Source organism: Pedobacter ghigonis, assembly GCF_903166585.1.
Lineage (GTDB): Bacteria > Bacteroidota > Bacteroidia > Sphingobacteriales > Sphingobacteriaceae > Pedobacter > Pedobacter ghigonis.
Genome location: NZ_CAESCM010000004.1, coordinates 110,515 through 125,167 on the forward strand (window position 1 = coordinate 110,515; position 14,653 = coordinate 125,167).

The window sequence follows — 14,653 nt, forward strand, 5'->3', positions numbered from 1 at the left end:
TCTCATTCCTTATCGTCAACCTGATCCGATAGCTATCGGATTTGTTTCAGGGTCTACTTAGTGTGATTTGAGGAGAGATGCTGAAACGAGTTCAGCATGACGATTTTCGGCCTGTTCTTCGGCTAAACTCCCGACTCCAAACTTAATTCATCCCAATACTCCACAGCTCTTCTGTAGTGCGGAATTACAATGCTTCCACCCACCAGATTAGCGATCATGAAAATTTCGTTCATTTCATCGTTGTTAACGCCTGCATCGAAACATTTTCCGAGGTGATATTTGATACAATCGTCGCAACGCAGCACCATCGAAGCCACCAGACCTAGCATTTCTTTGGTTTTCACATCCAGCGCACCATCAGCATAGGAAGTGGTATCGAGAGCAAAGAAACGTTTAATGTTGGTATTTGCGGTTTCCATAATCCTATCGTTCATTTTTTCGCGATAGCTATTAAATTCTTCTACTAACTTTCCCATGTATTCAAATTATTGAATGTTGATTTTTTAATGAGTGAATGCGCATTGGCCTTAAATTCAATGCATTTAATCGAAGTTGATTTCTTCCAGCGGATTCCAGAATACTTTCTTAAAGTTAAGCACCTTATCGTTTTTAACTTCAACACCTTCTTTTCTTAACAGTTCTTCCATGGCTTCGGGTGGATCGAAATGAAACCTGCCGGTAAGCAAGCCACTACTGTTTACCACTCGATGCGCAGGCACCTTAGGTTCTGCTGTTCCGGCATAGGCCATGGCATGGCCAACCATCCGCGACGATTTAGCCGCTCCCAAACTTTTAGCAATGGCTCCATAAGAAGTAACCCTTCCTTTCGGAATGAGTCGTGCAATCTCATAAACCTGTTCGTAAAAGTTGGTGTCCATTATTCAAAAGAAAACTGAATATAATTAATATTCTTATCGTGTAATAAATATTTCTTTTCGTAATACGTTTTGATCGACAATACTTCATCAACCAAATCAGAAGTATAGAGGTGATCGGTGTTTTTGTGCACAACTAAACCCAGCTCCGCTACCTTTTCGCAGGTATAAGCGTATAGCTGATCGTTATCGGTTTTTAAATTTACACAACCACCTGGCTTAAGCACTTGTTTATAGCGGTTTAAAAATACCGGAAAGGTTAACCGTTTTTTCTCGCGGCTATCCTGCGGCTGTGGGTCGGGGAAGGTAATCCAGATTTCATCCACTTCACCTTCATGGAAGTAATCGAGCAGGTTTTCGATCTGAATCCTTAAAAAAGCTACATTGTCAATCCCATCTTCAATTGCTGTTTTGGCTCCACGCCAAATGCGGTTACCTTTATAATCAACGCCAATAAAATTCTTTTCAGGGAACAGTCGAGCCAGGTTTACCGAATACTCGCCCTTTCCGCAAGCCAGTTCCAATACAACCGGATTATTGTTTTTAAAATGTTCTGCAGCCCATTTACCTTTTAAGGCTTTTCCTTCATCTAATTGGTATACGTTTGCAAATGTTTCTATCTCTGCAAAACGTCTAAGTTTATCTTTGCCCAAGTTTTCTTTTTTGAGACAAATTTACAATTAAATCATTTAGCAATTTGTTTTTTCAGCCGATAACTCGTCTGTTTTAATTAATCAATCGTATTTTTGCAGGCTATTAAAGAAACAGATTTTGGAAAAAAGTGCTAAAATATATGTTGCAGGCCATCGTGGCATGGTAGGTTCGGCTATTCACCGCAAACTGCAGAAAGAAGGCTATACCAATATTATAACGAGAACTTCAGCTGAATTGGATTTACGTAACCAGCAGGCCGTAACCGATTTTTTTGCCGAAGAAAAACCTGATTATGTATTTCTCGCAGCGGCAAAAGTAGGGGGCATTGTAGCCAACAATACTTACCGGGCCGACTTCCTTTACGAAAACCTGGCCATCCAAAACAATGTGATCCACAATGCTTATGTAACTGGTGTTAAAAAATTAATGTTCCTGGGTTCGAGCTGCATTTATCCTAAAATGGCACCGCAGCCTTTAAAAGAAGATTACCTTTTAACCGGCACTTTAGAGCACACCAACGAGCCTTACGCCATTGCTAAAATTGCAGGTATTAAAATGTGCGATGCCTACCGCGACCAATATGGCTGTAATTTCATTTCGGTAATGCCTACCAACCTTTACGGCTACAATGATAACTACCATCCACAAAACTCGCACGTTTTACCAGCATTAATCCGTAAGGTGCACGAGGCTAAAGCAAACGACGAAAAAGAAGTGGTAGTATGGGGTTCGGGCACACCTATGCGCGAATTTCTATTTGCTGATGACCTCGCAGATGCATGTTATTTCTTAATGCAAAACTATAGCGAACCTAACCTGATCAATATCGGCACCGGTCACGATTTAACCATTAAAGACCTGGCTTTGCTAATTAAAGCGGTGCTGGGTTATGAAGGTGAACTGGTATTTGATACCAGCAAACCAGATGGTACACCACGCAAGCTAATGGATGTATCCAAACTCCATAACCTGGGTTGGAAACATACAATCGAACTTGAAGAAGGTATTGGCCTGGCTTATCAGGATTTCGAAAGCAGGTACTAAAATAAACTTACAACAGTGCGCAGCCTAAAATCCTGCGCACTTATTATTTACCCGCTATTTTTTGGCAGCCGGATCATAGACCGCCACCGCCACACGACTATCGGCACAACCGTAATATAAAAACCATTTCTTTTTAAAATAAACAAGTCCCTCAATAAAAACAGTACCCGATGGATATTGCCCGCTTTTTTCGAAAGGCGCTGTAGGCACAAAAAAAGGCTGATCAAGGCGTGCTATAACTTTTGAAGGATTATTTAAGTCAAACAAAACTTGCCCGGCTGAATAAGTGTTGGCAACATAAGTAGAATCGCGGTCAGCATCTCCTCTGTTTTTACCATTGTACAAAACCAAAATACCTTTATCGGTAACAAGTGCTGGCGGCCCGCATTCGGTCAGGTCGCTGTCGAAATAATGTTTTCTGGGTTTTACAATCAAATCGAGGTCTCCTTTTTCATTCAAAGCCGGCTCCCAGTTAATAAGATCAACCGAGGTAGCAATATTCATAAACCGTTCTCCCCAATACATCATGTACTTGCCATTTATTTTTGTAATTACCTGTTTGCCCTTTTCTACTTTGGTAACGATAGATCCGGATTTGCATTTGAGGTCTTGAAATTTACCGTGATAGGCTTTCCTAAACGCCGGACCATGTTTAGTCCAGTGTTTTAAATCTCGGGAAGTGGCTACGGCCAACCGGAATACATTGCGGTTCCACTGGGTATATAACATTACGTACAACCCCTCTGCGGTGACTGCAATTCGCGGATCTTCGCAGCCGCCTGGCCACTCATGTTCTTTCTGTCCATCTTCATTCGGATAAAGCACAGGCTCAGGATTACGTTTCATTTTAATGCCATCACTGCTTTCGGCAATTCCTATCCTGGAGGTACGCTTGCCAATTCCATTACCCGAGCGATCCTCTCCGCGATAGAGCACATATATTTTGTTTTTGTTTACCGCAGCAGCAGGGTTAAACACATCGCTCGCCTCCCAGGCAATTTTTTGCCTACTCATCGGATCGAAGAAAACGCTTTCAGCTTTTGGAGCAATAATGGGATTCACATTTTCAGGCCGTATAAATGGCCCTAAGGCCCAATCGGGAAGCTGATTCTGGGCATTTACAGAAAAGGCCAGTGGAAGAAAAACTACGAGAAGGAATAACCTGAAAACGATTTTGTTCATAAGCTATGATATCTGATTAATCTGTTAAGCCAAAATTTGAATCTGCTTAAAAGATTTATGGTTAGATGCTACTAATTAAATCAATAATACTCATATAATCTATTCAATTTTTTGTTTAATTGTCTCATTCTGCAAAGCATCAAACTGTTTATTTATCTGATAAATCATTCAAATTCAGCCATTCTTTTATTTACTGTAGCAATCATTTTTTATTATAGTTAAAACTGATATATTTGATACTATAAATAAATTTTAACTATATGACTTTAGTCCAGCTTGAATACGTAGTTGCAGTTGATACTTACAGAAGCTTTGTTACCGCTGCCGACAAGTGTTTTGTAACCCAGCCCACGCTCAGTATGCAGGTGCAAAAGCTGGAAGAATTACTGAATGTTAAAATTTTTGACCGGAGCAAACAACCGGTAAGCCCAACAGAAATTGGCGTGCAAATTATTGCGCAAGCCAGAATTGTATTGCAGGAAAGCGGTAAAATCAAAGAGCTGATCAGCAGTCAGCAGCAGGATGTTTTAGGCGAATTGAAGATCGGTGTTATCCCAACAATTGCACCCTATTTATTACCAGAAGTAATTTCGGCTATGCTGGAGAAATATCCCGAACTAAAATTACTGATTTGGGAATATACCACCGAAGACATTATCCATCACCTAAAAACGGGAGTATTGGATTGCGGGATTTTGGCTACACCTTTAACCGATCCAAATATTACCGAAACACCTTTGTATTACGAAAACTTTGTAAGCTACATTAGTAAAAGCAGCAAACTATATAAAAAGAAAGCTGTAGATGCCGAAGATTTAAACGACGAAAATATCTGGCTGTTAAACGAAGGACATTGCATGCGCAACCAGGTATTGAATATTTGCCGTTCTACCAAAAACAACAGGCTGCAGGGACTGGAATACAATACAGGGAGTGTAGAAACACTTGTTAGAATGGTTGATTTAAATGGCGGGGCTACGCTCTTGCCCGAATTGGCTATTGCGGAGCTCAATGCAAAACAGACAAGCAAAATACGTCATTTCAAATCGCCTGAACCTGTACGCGAAATCAGTTTGGTAACGCATAAAAACTTCATTAAAAAGCGGATGCTGAATGCTTTAAAAGATGAGATATTGGAAATTATCCCGAAAGCCATGAAGCAAAAAAAGAAAAAGGATATTGTTGGGATTTAAGGCTACTTGCTCCAATATCGCCACTTTGAGTTCTAGTTCTTCGAACTAAGATGCTAATTCCTTATCCTTATCTACATGCGCAGCCAGCTTATAGCCAGTTGTAGCCGGATTTTTATCTTCTAAAAAGATTAAGATAATGAGCGAGATAACGGGAATTAAAAAAGAAATGAAAAACCAGAACCAGAATTTACGTCCGGTTCTTTTAGCCAAAAAACCAGCCAGCAACTGGGGTGATAATAATAGTCCAAGTACAACTGCGCCGACGATAATTTCTGGCATCTGTTTTATTGAATAAGATCTTGCAAAAAGACTGGCTAAGCCCTTATTGATTTTGTTTCTCTACCGGAGGCGCAGATAACAATCCTTTAATATCGCTTTCCACTTCTTCCTCGCCTTTTTTCTTTTTCTTGTTTTTCTGGCTTTTTCCGCTTAAACGTTCTTCAATAACTTTATCGTACTCAACCTGTTGCTCAGGTCTTAAAACATTGCGGATATTTTTGCTGGTTTCGTTCTGAAGTTTATAGAATTTATCTACATCTTCCTCTTTCGAGTTACCTGCCTGTTGTCTCTTAATTAATTCGGCTTGTTCTTTGGCTTGATTATAAGTAAAACTGTAAATCACACTTTTTTGCGTACCATTCAGTTTTAACCTTTTTTCGAGCTCATCTACATTCTTTTGTGCAATTTCTGTAGGTGTGGGCATTTTATTCTGTTGTGCACGCACCAATCCGTTTACACCAACAAGAATTAAAAATAAAAATACAAGCCTTTTCATGTTAACCGTTTAATATCTGCGAAGTTACTTAATTATCTTAAAACAAGAAAGTCCCGATTTACACCGGGACTTTCCAAAATTTTATTGGGTTTTAATTACAATGCTTTTTTGTAAAGCTCAGCAACTGCATCCCAGTTAATCACGTTCCAGATTGCCGCTAAGTAATCAGGACGTTTGTTTTGATATTTTAAGTAGTAAGCGTGCTCCCAAACATCAATACCCAAAATTGGTGTACCTTTTACTTCAGCAATATCCATTAAAGGGTTATCCTGGTTTGGCGTAGAAGAAACCTGAAGTTTTTTATCAGCACTTACTGATAACCAGGCCCAACCTGAACCAAAACGGGTTGCACCAGCTTCCTGTAATTTAGTTTTTAGCTCAGCAAACGAACCAAAAGTTTCGTTAATAGCTTTAGCTAAATCGCCGGTTGGCTCACCACCTTTATTTGGGCCTAAAATGTTCCAGAATAAAGAGTGGTTATAGTGACCACCACCATTGTTTCTAACAGCAGCAGGAAATTTTGAAATATTTTTTACAACGTCTTCGATTTTAGCAGTTGCTTCAGGTTTACCTTCTAAAGCTTTGTTTAGGTTGGTAACATAAGCCTGGTGGTGTTTATCATGGTGGATTTCCATGGTAGTTTTATCAATATGCGGTTCTAATGCATCGGTTGCGTAGTGTAACGCAGGTAATTCAAAAGCCATAATATGTTATGTTTAAAGATTTAAAAATGTTTCTTGTAGCAAATATAACATTAGAACGTTAAGATTTGTTCATGTTATTATCATCAAATGGTTTTCTTTAGCAAGTTGTAATGTTGCAGAAGTTGAAAGTTATGACAATCAAGGCGATAAGTGCTGTTTATTCCGGAGATAAAAAATGCTTCATGTTTGATGGTACATAGTTGGTAGTCAGATTTCTTCGATTCGATTATAGATCACTTAGCGACTAACCAACTATAGGCCATAAAACTTACCTCTTTTTAGCGAAGAACCCCTTCATTAATGTTGCACATTCCTCGGCCATTACCCCACCTTTCAACACCGTTTTAGGATGCAGCAAACTTGCTCCTTTAGAAATAAAGCCTCGTTTTTCTTCTCTGGCACCATAAACAATGCGACCAATTTGTGTCCAGTAACTCGCGCCCGCGCACATTACACAAGGCTCGATGGTAACATACAAAGTGCAGTCTTTTAAGTATTTGCCACCAATGGTTTGTGCTGCAGAGGTAAAAGCCTGCATTTCGGCATGGGCAGTTACATCGTTAAAGCGCTCGGTTAAATTATAACCACGGCCAATAATCCGATTTTTACTTACCACTATCGCCCCAATCGGAATTTCATCCTCAGCCAAAGCTTTTTTAGCTTCTTCAAGCGCCAGTTTCATATAATGAATATCTTCTGCTTCAGGATCGGTATCTTCGAAATTATAAAAACTCATGGCGTAAAGATAGGGTAACACTTCCGAAGTTTCCAAAAGCTAAAGTGCTGGCAACCCAGAAAGGCGTGAATATTAAATCAGCTTACTTCCGTTAGGTACTTTACGTTCAACAGCTGTAAGTACGATATCCCCGTTCTCATCGGCAAAACCAGTTACCAAAAATTCCGACATAAATTTACCAATCTGTTTTTTAGGGAAATTCGTCACCGCCACAATCTGTTTACCAGGCAATTCTGCCAGGGTGTAGTGTTTGGTTATCTGTGCACTACTCATTTTTATTCCAAACTCCCCAAAATCGACCTTAACCTTATAAGCAGGCCTTCGGGCCTCGGGAAATTCGAAGGCTTCTAAAATAGTACCAACCCTCAATTCAACTTTTTCGAAATCGTCCCAGCTAATCTCTTGCATAACTTTAATCTAAATGTGTAAGAAACAAAAATATAAATTCCTGTGTAAATCTGCTTCCGATACCATCAAATGAAAGAAATGTTACCTAAGCCGTTTATCTCATAACATGTTTCATATCCCAGATTTTATAAAAAATTTGTGTTTTATATTTTAACAGCTATCTTTATGCAACCGTTTGCATAAACCAAATATTAAATTAGCTTAAAACCATGTATTTATTAGGGATTGATTTAGGAACTTCATCTATAAAAGTTGCAATTGTAGAAGTTGCAACACAAAAAAATGTGGCAACAGCCCAATATCCGGAAGAAGAAACCCCAATCAAATCATTAAAACCAGGCTGGGCAGAACAATCGCCCAACGAATGGTGGCAAAATGTGCAGCAAGCCATTTTGAAATTAAATGCAACCGGCCTGTTTAATCCTAAAGATATCAGTGCAATAGGCATTGCTTACCAGATGCATGGTTTGGTTGTGGTAGATCAAGACCAGCAGGTATTGCGCGACAGCATTATCTGGTGCGACAGCAGGGCGGTTGAACTGGGCAACCAGGCTTTTGAAGCTATTGGGCAAGAGAAATCGTTAAAACATCTGCTCAATTCGCCGGGTAATTTTACAGCTTCTAAGCTGGCCTGGGTAAAAGCAAACGAGCCCGATATCTATGCTAAAATCGACAAAATTATGCTCCCCGGAGATTTTATTGCGATGAAATTAACCGGAGCCATTACTACCAGTATCTCGGCACTTTCTGAGGGTATTTTCTGGGATTTTGAAAGACACGAAATCTCGAAAGATGTAATGAACCATTACGGGTTCAGCTATAACCTGATTCCAGAAATAAAACCCTTGTTCTCCAGCCACGGACTTTTAAAAGAAGATATTGCTAAACACCTTGGCTTAACAACAGGCATTCCGGTGGCGTACAAATCAGGCGACCAACCAAACAACGCCCTTTCGTTGAATGTGTTAAAACCTGACGAAGTGGCCGCTACTGCCGGAACATCGGGCGTGATTTACGGCGTAAGCAATAACCTGACCTGCGATAAACAATCGAGGGTAAACACCTTTGCGCACGTAACTTATAGCGAAACACAAAAGCACACCGGCGTTTTGCTTTGCATTAACGGCACCGGCAGCATGTACAGATGGGCTAAGCACACTTTTGCACCAAAATCAACCTATGCAGAACTAAACAGCTTAGCAGCAAGTGCACCGATTGGCAGCAATGGCCTAAAAGTACTTGCATTTGGTAACGGTGCTGAACGTATGTTAAATAATCAATATACCGGCGCACAACTATTGGGCATCGATTTAAATATCCATACCCAGGCCGATATTTTCAGGGCCGTGCAGGAAGGCATTGCCTTTTCTTTCCGATATGGATTAGATATTATGCGGGAAAACGGCATGAGGCCGCAGGTGATCAGGGCAGGTAGAGCCAACCTGTTTTTAAGCGATGTTTTTGCCCAAACCTTCGTCGATGTAACCGGCATCCCGGTGGAACTCTATGAAAACGATGGCAGTGTTGGTGCAGCTTTAGGGGCCGGCATCGGGTCGGGGATTTTTAGCAGCGCAGAAGAAGCTTTTAAACAACATGAGGCGATTAAAACATTAACACCTCAAAACAGCGACGCATACGAACCAATTTATCAGGACTGGAAAAACATATTGGTAAAACAAATAAACAGGAAATAGACAATGGCTGATAGTTAATAGCCTGACTGGCCCTTAACTATCGGCAAAAAACCATCAACAAAAAACACCATGACAAAAGTAGTAACAGGAGCGAAAGAATTTTTCAAAGGTATTGATCAGATTCAATTCGAGGGCTTAGAAAGCCATAACCCATTAGCATTTAGGTGGTACGATGCCAACAAAGTAGTAGCAGGCAAAACCATGAAAGAGCATTTTAAATTCGCCTGTTCGTACTGGCATTCATTTAATGGCAACGGTGCCGATCCATTTGGTGGTGCAACCCATATTTTTCCGTGGGATGAAAAGAAAGATGCTGTAGAAAGAGCTAAAGATAAAATGGATGCTGCTTTTGAGTTTATTACTAAAATGCAAATTCCTTACTACTGTTTCCACGATGTAGATGTAGTGGATTATGGTGATGATATTGCAGAAAACGAACGCAGACTTGAAGCATTGGTGGCCTACGCCAAACAAAAACAAGCCGAAAGCGGCGTGAAGTTACTTTGGGGAACAGCCAATTTATTCAGTCACAAACGTTACATGAACGGAGCCTCTACCAATCCCGATTTCCACGTACTGGCACATGGAGCTGCCCAGGTTAAAGCCGCCCTTGATGCTACAATCGCCCTTGGCGGTGAAAATTATGTGTTTTGGGGAGGTAGAGAAGGTTACATGAGCCTGTTAAATACCAATATGAAACGTGAGCAGGAGCATTTAGCCAGATTTTTACATACAGCTAAAGATTACGCCCGCAAACAAGGTTTTAAAGGCACCTTCTTTATCGAGCCTAAGCCATGTGAGCCATCTAAACACCAGTATGATTATGATGCGGCTACAGTTAGGGGCTTTTTGCAGCAATACGATTTACTGAACGACTTTAAATTAAACCTGGAAGTTAACCATGCTACTTTGGCCGGCCATACTTTCCAACACGAGCTGCAGGTTGCAGTAGATAGCGGCTTATTAGGCTCAATCGATGCCAACCGTGGCGACTACCAAAACGGCTGGGATACCGATCAGTTCCCGAACGATATCAATGAACTTACCGAAGCAATGCTGATCATCTTAGAAGGTGGTGGCCTTCAAGGTGGCGGTGTAAACTTCGATGCAAAAATCCGTCGAAACTCTACGGATCCAAAAGATTTATTTTACGCACATGTAGGTGGTATGGATATTTTTGCCAGAGCACTAGTAACAGCAGATGCTATTTTACAGAAATCGGACTACAAAAAAACGAGGACCGACCGTTATGCTTCGTTCGACAGCGGCAAAGGAGCAGAGTTTGAGCAGGGTAAACTAAGTTTAGAAGATTTAAGAAATTATGCAGCAGAAAACGGCGAGCCAGAAGTACGCAGCGGTAAACAAGAGTATCTGGAAAATTTAATTAACAGGTACATCTAATTGCAGGCTAAAAGATTAGGTTACAAAATAATAAATGTCAATTTAACATTTTATAACAAAAAAATTTGAAATTTAACTAATGATTTTATTACATTTAGCCCTCTAAACCAAATAACTTATCTTAAATGAAAGTCACAGATTACATTATTTTTCTAGCCTACTTTGCCATTGTAGCAATTTATGGTTTTTGGATTTACCACCGTAAGAAGCAAACGCAGATGAGCAGTAAGGATTATTTCCTTGCAGAAGGTTCACTTACCTGGTGGGCAATTGGCACATCGTTAATTGCTTCGAACATTAGTGCTGAGCAATTTGTAGCCATGAGTGGTGACGGATTTAAAATGGGATTAGCCATTTCTACTTACGAATGGATGGCAGCTGCAACATTGGTAATTGTTGCTACATTTTTTATTCCGGTGTATCTTAAAAACAAGATTTACACCATGCCACAGTTTCTAAGTCAACGTTACAATGGAACTGTTGCAATGATTATGGCAGTGTTTTGGTTGTTATTGTATGTTGTCGTTAACTTAACCTCAATCTTATATTTAGGTGCATTAGCCGTAAGCAGTATTTCGGGCATTGGATTCTGGTATTGTATGATGGGCTTAGCCATTTTTGCTGTAATTATAGCATTAGGTGGTATGAAAGTAATTGGTTACACGGATGTTATCCAGGTAGCATTCTTAATTTTCGGTGGTTTGGCAACAACCTATCTGGCACTTAATTTAGTGAGCGATCACTTTGGCGGAAACGGAGTTCTGGATGGTTTAGCCTTCTTAAGAGAAAAAGCACCCGACCATTTCCACATGATATTTAAGAAAGATAGTGCCAATTATGCTTCCTTACCGGGTATGACTGTACTACTTGGAGGTATGTGGATTGTAAACTTAAACTATTGGGGCTGTAACCAGTATATCACCCAGCGTGCATTAGGTGCTGATTTAAAAACGGCCAGAGCAGGTATTTTATTTGCTGCCTTTTTAAAGCTTTTAATGCCGTTAATCGTGGTTTTACCGGGTATCGCTGTTTACATGCTGTATCAGGAAAAAACAGGTATCGATGTAAATTCAATGATGCCAGGTGGCGAACTTCGTCCGGACAGGGCTTACCCAACTTTATTGAATATCTTGCCAACAGGATTGAAAGGTCTATCTTTTGCGGCTTTAACTGCTGCAATTGTGGCTTCTTTAGCGGGCAAAATCAATAGTATCTCTACCATTTTCACTTTAGATATCTTTAAAAAACACATTAACACAGAAGCAAACGAGCGTAAGCTGGTAAGAACCGGCCGTACTGTAGTAATTGTTGCAATGGCTATCGCAATCGCCATTTCGCCTTTCTTAGGTATCGACAAAAAAGGTGGTTTCGAATTTATTCAGGAATATACAGGATTTGTAAGTCCGGGTATTTTTGCCATGTTTATTTTAGGTTTCTTCTGGAAAAAAACAACTTCGAATGCAGCTTTATTTGCTACAATTGGTGGTTTCGGTTTATCGGTACTGTTAAAATTCTTACCAGGAATGATGGATCTATCTTTCCTACACAGTTTCGGATTCTCGGTAGCCAATGCTGAAGGGATTTACGAAATACCTTTCTTGGATAGAATGGGTTTTGTATTTGTAATTTGTATTGTAGTGATGTATGCCATTAGTATGTTCGAAAACAGCAAAGGAGATAAATCACATGGTTTAGAAGTAGATACAAGTATGTTTAAAGTTCATCCTTCATTTGCAGTTGGATCGCTGTTAGTGTGCGGAATTTTAGTTGCACTTTACTCTATTTTCTGGTAAAATTAAAAACCAAGATTATGCAAAAGGCTCGCAATGAAAATTGTGAGCCTTTTTTGTTAAGAGAATTGGTAACTTTATTCAACAGGTTAATAGCTATGTTATGAAAGCACCCGATTACTACCAACCCATAATGCCTTACCTCTGTGTTAAGGATGCGAGCCAATTTATCGACTTCATTAAAACTGTTTTCGATGCTGAGATTAAATTAATTGTACCGCGTGAGGATGGGAGCACCATGCATGCAGAAGCCACCATTGATAAAGGAACAATTATGTTTACACAAGCCAACGAAATGTATTCGCCCTATGGTTCGGCTTTGTTTATCTTTTCGCCCAGGGCAATGGCATTTTACGATCAGGCTATTGCCAATGGGGCAACTTCGGTACAAGCACCTGATGAAAGGGAGTATGGTTTAAGTGCTGGCTTTACCGACGTATGGAATAATACATGGTGGCTAGCTGTTCCTGCTGAGGAATAATTGATCGGTGGATTACCACTATTTTCGGTTGGTCAGGACACCAACCGATAGCGTAAAATTATATCGCTCGTGGAGACACAAGCCATGGCGTGTAATTACTGCGCGCAAGGGCCATCAGGAATTTCCTTACTGATTTTTAAGACTTTGGTAACTACCAGTGTTGAATCAAAATCAGCCGAAACGGTAGAGGTATCTGATTTGGCAAAGAAGCCTTCCAGTTCTACGTAAACAGGTTCATATGGCTTTTCGAAACCCAGGTTGCTGTAAGATAGCTCAAGGGTTCTTACGCTGTCTTTAACCCAATACTCGCGACCGTCTTCGCAGAGGGTAAACGATTTCATTTCGGGACCAAAACTATACAAACCCTTAACCGTTTTCAGGTTACTATTCTCTCCCTCGGCATTATCTTTTCTATTACAAGCGGTAACCGCTACGCCAAGGAGCACAACAAATACAAAAGCTTGCTTAAATAACTTCATTTTATATGGTTTGATTTATTTGATCGATCTTTTTAACACTTAAATTGGACGACAAAGCAGATGCCAAAAATGAGAAGATGCCTACAGTAACAAAAACTAAAACAAAATCTTTCCACTTCAACCCTATAGGATAAGCATTTACCAAGGTTTTATTCTCTTCACCCATTTTAATAAAGCCATAGGTGTGTTGGAAATAGTAGAAAATAAGTCCGATTATTAAGCCAAGCACGCAGCCCGACATGGTAATCATCATCCCTTCGAATAAAAATATACGTTTTATTAACTTTTTTCCGGCACCCAGGCTACTCAAAATGGCTACATCTTTTACCTTATCAATTACCAACATGGTTAACGACCCGATGATATTAAATATAGCAATAATCAGGATAAAAGTAAGAATAATATATACTGCCCATTTTTCGGTGTTTAGAATGTGATAGAGCGATTTATTCTGCTCTGCCTGGTTCCTCACCTCATAATCTTTTCCGACCTTTTCAATCACTTCTTTTTGAAAGCGGTCTACATCCGTGCCCGGCTGCAGATTGATCTCAATAGCCGATACTTTTTTATCTTCGCCAAGCAACTCACGGGCAAAATCGAGCGGAACAATAATACCATTATCGAAATCCTGCTGCACTTCAAAAACCCCGCTTACACGGATACTTTTTGCTACAAAATCGTCGGCTGGGTTGATATTGTTCACCGAAATATCTTTTTTAGGAGAATAAATTTCCAGTTCGGTAAAGGGGTCGACAGTATTAACGGCGAGATAGCTCTGCAAAGCCGAGCCAATTACTGCGCTGGCTCCACTGCTATTGTGCAAAACAAAACGGCCTTCTTTTATCGTACTATCGAGTTTGCTGTTTTTCAAATAATCTAAGCTCACGCCCTTAACCATCCCCACAGCCTGCTTATTGTTGTATTTTAACAAGGCATTTTCCTGCAATACCTCGGTAAAAGCATAAACGGCTTTATTTTCCCTCAAATGGTTAAAATAGGAAGTGTTGGGGTCGAAGGTCTTTCCTTTAGCCGGTGTAATGGCAATTTGAGGGGTAATGGTATCGAACATACTCAGTACTACCGTTTCCAAACCATTAAAAACCGATAAAATGATAATTAGCGCAGCACTGCCCACCATTACGCCCACCATCGATATGCCCGAAATCAGGTTGATGGCATTGGTAGATTTTTTGGCAAAAAGATACCTCTTGGCGATATAGAAGGATGTGTTCACTGC

At 40.1% G+C, this 14,653-nt stretch carries 17 protein-coding genes; 6 read left to right on the forward strand and 11 right to left on the reverse strand.

Annotation, left to right across the window (positions count from 1 at the left end; all coding sequences use genetic code 11):
- Nucleotides 1–122: 122 nt before the first annotated feature.
- From HWV58_RS08180 to trmB, 3 genes are all read right to left on the reverse strand, one after another.
- On the reverse strand, nucleotides 123–476 hold the full coding sequence (locus HWV58_RS08180; RefSeq protein ID WP_175633634.1) for a carboxymuconolactone decarboxylase family protein: 354 nt from the start codon (nucleotides 474–476) through the stop codon (nucleotides 123–125).
- A 66-nt stretch (nucleotides 477–542) separates the two neighbouring features.
- Nucleotides 543–878, reverse strand: coding sequence for an MGMT family protein (locus HWV58_RS08185; RefSeq protein WP_175633635.1), 336 nt, complete (start codon nucleotides 876–878; stop codon nucleotides 543–545).
- Nucleotides 878–1,528, reverse strand: a complete 651-nt coding sequence (gene trmB / locus HWV58_RS08190) for a tRNA (guanosine(46)-N7)-methyltransferase TrmB (RefSeq protein ID WP_175633636.1) — start codon at nucleotides 1,526–1,528, stop codon at nucleotides 878–880. The genes HWV58_RS08185 and trmB overlap by 1 nt, the downstream gene beginning before the upstream one ends.
- 115 nt (nucleotides 1,529–1,643) lie before the next feature.
- Here trmB and fcl point away from each other — a divergent pair, with 115 nt between their 5' ends.
- Nucleotides 1,644–2,573 (forward strand): GDP-L-fucose synthase, encoded by a 930-nt coding sequence (gene fcl, locus HWV58_RS08195; RefSeq protein WP_262890321.1) that lies wholly within the window; start codon nucleotides 1,644–1,646, stop codon nucleotides 2,571–2,573.
- A 54-nt stretch (nucleotides 2,574–2,627) separates the two neighbouring features.
- On the opposite strand, the gene HWV58_RS08200 is transcribed toward fcl, so the two are convergent.
- Nucleotides 2,628–3,755 (reverse strand): glycoside hydrolase family 130 protein, encoded by a 1,128-nt coding sequence (locus HWV58_RS08200; protein WP_175633638.1) that lies wholly within the window; start codon nucleotides 3,753–3,755, stop codon nucleotides 2,628–2,630.
- 260 nt (nucleotides 3,756–4,015) lie between these two features.
- Here HWV58_RS08200 and HWV58_RS08205 point away from each other — a divergent pair, with 260 nt between their 5' ends.
- The gene (locus HWV58_RS08205; RefSeq protein ID WP_175633639.1) at nucleotides 4,016–4,948 is read left to right on the forward strand and encodes a hydrogen peroxide-inducible genes activator; all 933 of its coding nucleotides are present in this window, start codon (nucleotides 4,016–4,018) and stop codon (nucleotides 4,946–4,948) included.
- Nucleotides 4,949–4,993: 45 nt separating this feature from the next.
- Here HWV58_RS08205 and HWV58_RS08210 read toward each other — a convergent pair whose 3' ends face one another.
- The 5 genes from HWV58_RS08210 to HWV58_RS08230 form a co-directional block, all read right to left on the reverse strand.
- On the reverse strand, nucleotides 4,994–5,227 hold the full coding sequence (locus tag HWV58_RS08210) for a hypothetical protein (RefSeq protein WP_124561991.1): 234 nt from the start codon (nucleotides 5,225–5,227) through the stop codon (nucleotides 4,994–4,996).
- Between the two features lie 43 nt (nucleotides 5,228–5,270).
- On the reverse strand, nucleotides 5,271–5,723 hold the full coding sequence (locus tag HWV58_RS08215; protein ID WP_175633640.1) for a hypothetical protein: 453 nt from the start codon (nucleotides 5,721–5,723) through the stop codon (nucleotides 5,271–5,273).
- Nucleotides 5,724–5,818: 95 nt separating this feature from the next.
- The gene (locus HWV58_RS08220) at nucleotides 5,819–6,427 is read right to left on the reverse strand and encodes a superoxide dismutase (RefSeq protein ID WP_124561989.1); all 609 of its coding nucleotides are present in this window, start codon (nucleotides 6,425–6,427) and stop codon (nucleotides 5,819–5,821) included.
- Nucleotides 6,428–6,695: 268 nt separating this feature from the next.
- On the reverse strand, nucleotides 6,696–7,163 hold the full coding sequence (locus HWV58_RS08225) for a nucleoside deaminase (RefSeq protein ID WP_175633641.1): 468 nt from the start codon (nucleotides 7,161–7,163) through the stop codon (nucleotides 6,696–6,698).
- Nucleotides 7,164–7,235: 72 nt separating this feature from the next.
- Complete coding sequence (locus HWV58_RS08230; RefSeq protein WP_175633642.1) at nucleotides 7,236–7,571, reverse strand: tRNA-binding protein; 336 nt, start codon at nucleotides 7,569–7,571, stop codon at nucleotides 7,236–7,238.
- Between the two features lie 209 nt (nucleotides 7,572–7,780).
- Here HWV58_RS08230 and HWV58_RS08235 point away from each other — a divergent pair, with 209 nt between their 5' ends.
- The 4 genes from HWV58_RS08235 (at nucleotide 7,781) to HWV58_RS08250 (ending at nucleotide 12,937) form a co-directional block, all read left to right on the forward strand.
- Nucleotides 7,781–9,265, forward strand: coding sequence for a xylulokinase (locus HWV58_RS08235; protein ID WP_175633643.1), 1,485 nt, complete (start codon nucleotides 7,781–7,783; stop codon nucleotides 9,263–9,265).
- A gap of 69 nt (nucleotides 9,266–9,334) precedes the next feature.
- Nucleotides 9,335–10,666 (forward strand): xylose isomerase, encoded by a 1,332-nt coding sequence (gene xylA, locus HWV58_RS08240; RefSeq protein WP_175633644.1) that lies wholly within the window; start codon nucleotides 9,335–9,337, stop codon nucleotides 10,664–10,666.
- 125 nt (nucleotides 10,667–10,791) lie between these two features.
- Complete coding sequence (locus HWV58_RS08245; RefSeq protein WP_175633645.1) at nucleotides 10,792–12,459, forward strand: sodium/sugar symporter; 1,668 nt, start codon at nucleotides 10,792–10,794, stop codon at nucleotides 12,457–12,459.
- Nucleotides 12,460–12,559: 100 nt separating this feature from the next.
- Nucleotides 12,560–12,937 carry a VOC family protein gene (locus HWV58_RS08250; protein ID WP_175633646.1) on the forward strand — a complete coding sequence of 126 codons (378 nt, stop codon included), beginning with the start codon at nucleotides 12,560–12,562 and terminating at the stop codon, nucleotides 12,935–12,937.
- 95 nt (nucleotides 12,938–13,032) lie between these two features.
- On the opposite strand, the gene HWV58_RS08255 is transcribed toward HWV58_RS08250, so the two are convergent.
- Together HWV58_RS08255 and HWV58_RS08260 are read right to left on the reverse strand one after the other, a co-directional pair.
- Nucleotides 13,033–13,416 (reverse strand): hypothetical protein, encoded by a 384-nt coding sequence (locus HWV58_RS08255; RefSeq protein WP_175633647.1) that lies wholly within the window; start codon nucleotides 13,414–13,416, stop codon nucleotides 13,033–13,035.
- A gap of 1 nt (nucleotide 13,417) precedes the next feature.
- Nucleotides 13,418–14,650, reverse strand: a complete 1,233-nt coding sequence (locus HWV58_RS08260; RefSeq protein ID WP_175633648.1) for an ABC transporter permease — start codon at nucleotides 14,648–14,650, stop codon at nucleotides 13,418–13,420.
- Between the last annotated feature and the right edge of the window lie 3 nt (nucleotides 14,651–14,653).

Coding starts and splice junctions, on each gene's coding strand:
- HWV58_RS08250 (WP_175633646.1), top strand. CDS start 12,560: ATGAAAGCACCCGATTACTACCAACCCATAATGCCTTACCTCTGTGTT.
- HWV58_RS08200 (WP_175633638.1), bottom strand. CDS start 3,755: ATGAACAAAATCGTTTTCAGGTTATTCCTTCTCGTAGTTTTTCTTCCA.
- HWV58_RS08180 (WP_175633634.1), bottom strand. CDS start 476: ATGGGAAAGTTAGTAGAAGAATTTAATAGCTATCGCGAAAAAATGAAC.
- HWV58_RS08230 (WP_175633642.1), bottom strand. CDS start 7,571: ATGCAAGAGATTAGCTGGGACGATTTCGAAAAAGTTGAATTGAGGGTT.
- HWV58_RS08225 (WP_175633641.1), bottom strand. CDS start 7,163: ATGAGTTTTTATAATTTCGAAGATACCGATCCTGAAGCAGAAGATATT.
- HWV58_RS08235 (WP_175633643.1), top strand. CDS start 7,781: ATGTATTTATTAGGGATTGATTTAGGAACTTCATCTATAAAAGTTGCA.
- HWV58_RS08210 (WP_124561991.1), bottom strand. CDS start 5,227: ATGCCAGAAATTATCGTCGGCGCAGTTGTACTTGGACTATTATTATCA.
- HWV58_RS08215 (WP_175633640.1), bottom strand. CDS start 5,723: ATGAAAAGGCTTGTATTTTTATTTTTAATTCTTGTTGGTGTAAACGGA.
- HWV58_RS08220 (WP_124561989.1), bottom strand. CDS start 6,427: ATGGCTTTTGAATTACCTGCGTTACACTACGCAACCGATGCATTAGAA.
- HWV58_RS08255 (WP_175633647.1), bottom strand. CDS start 13,416: ATGAAGTTATTTAAGCAAGCTTTTGTATTTGTTGTGCTCCTTGGCGTA.
- HWV58_RS08185 (WP_175633635.1), bottom strand. CDS start 878: ATGGACACCAACTTTTACGAACAGGTTTATGAGATTGCACGACTCATT.
- xylA (WP_175633644.1), top strand. CDS start 9,335: ATGACAAAAGTAGTAACAGGAGCGAAAGAATTTTTCAAAGGTATTGAT.
- HWV58_RS08245 (WP_175633645.1), top strand. CDS start 10,792: ATGAAAGTCACAGATTACATTATTTTTCTAGCCTACTTTGCCATTGTA.
- HWV58_RS08205 (WP_175633639.1), top strand. CDS start 4,016: ATGACTTTAGTCCAGCTTGAATACGTAGTTGCAGTTGATACTTACAGA.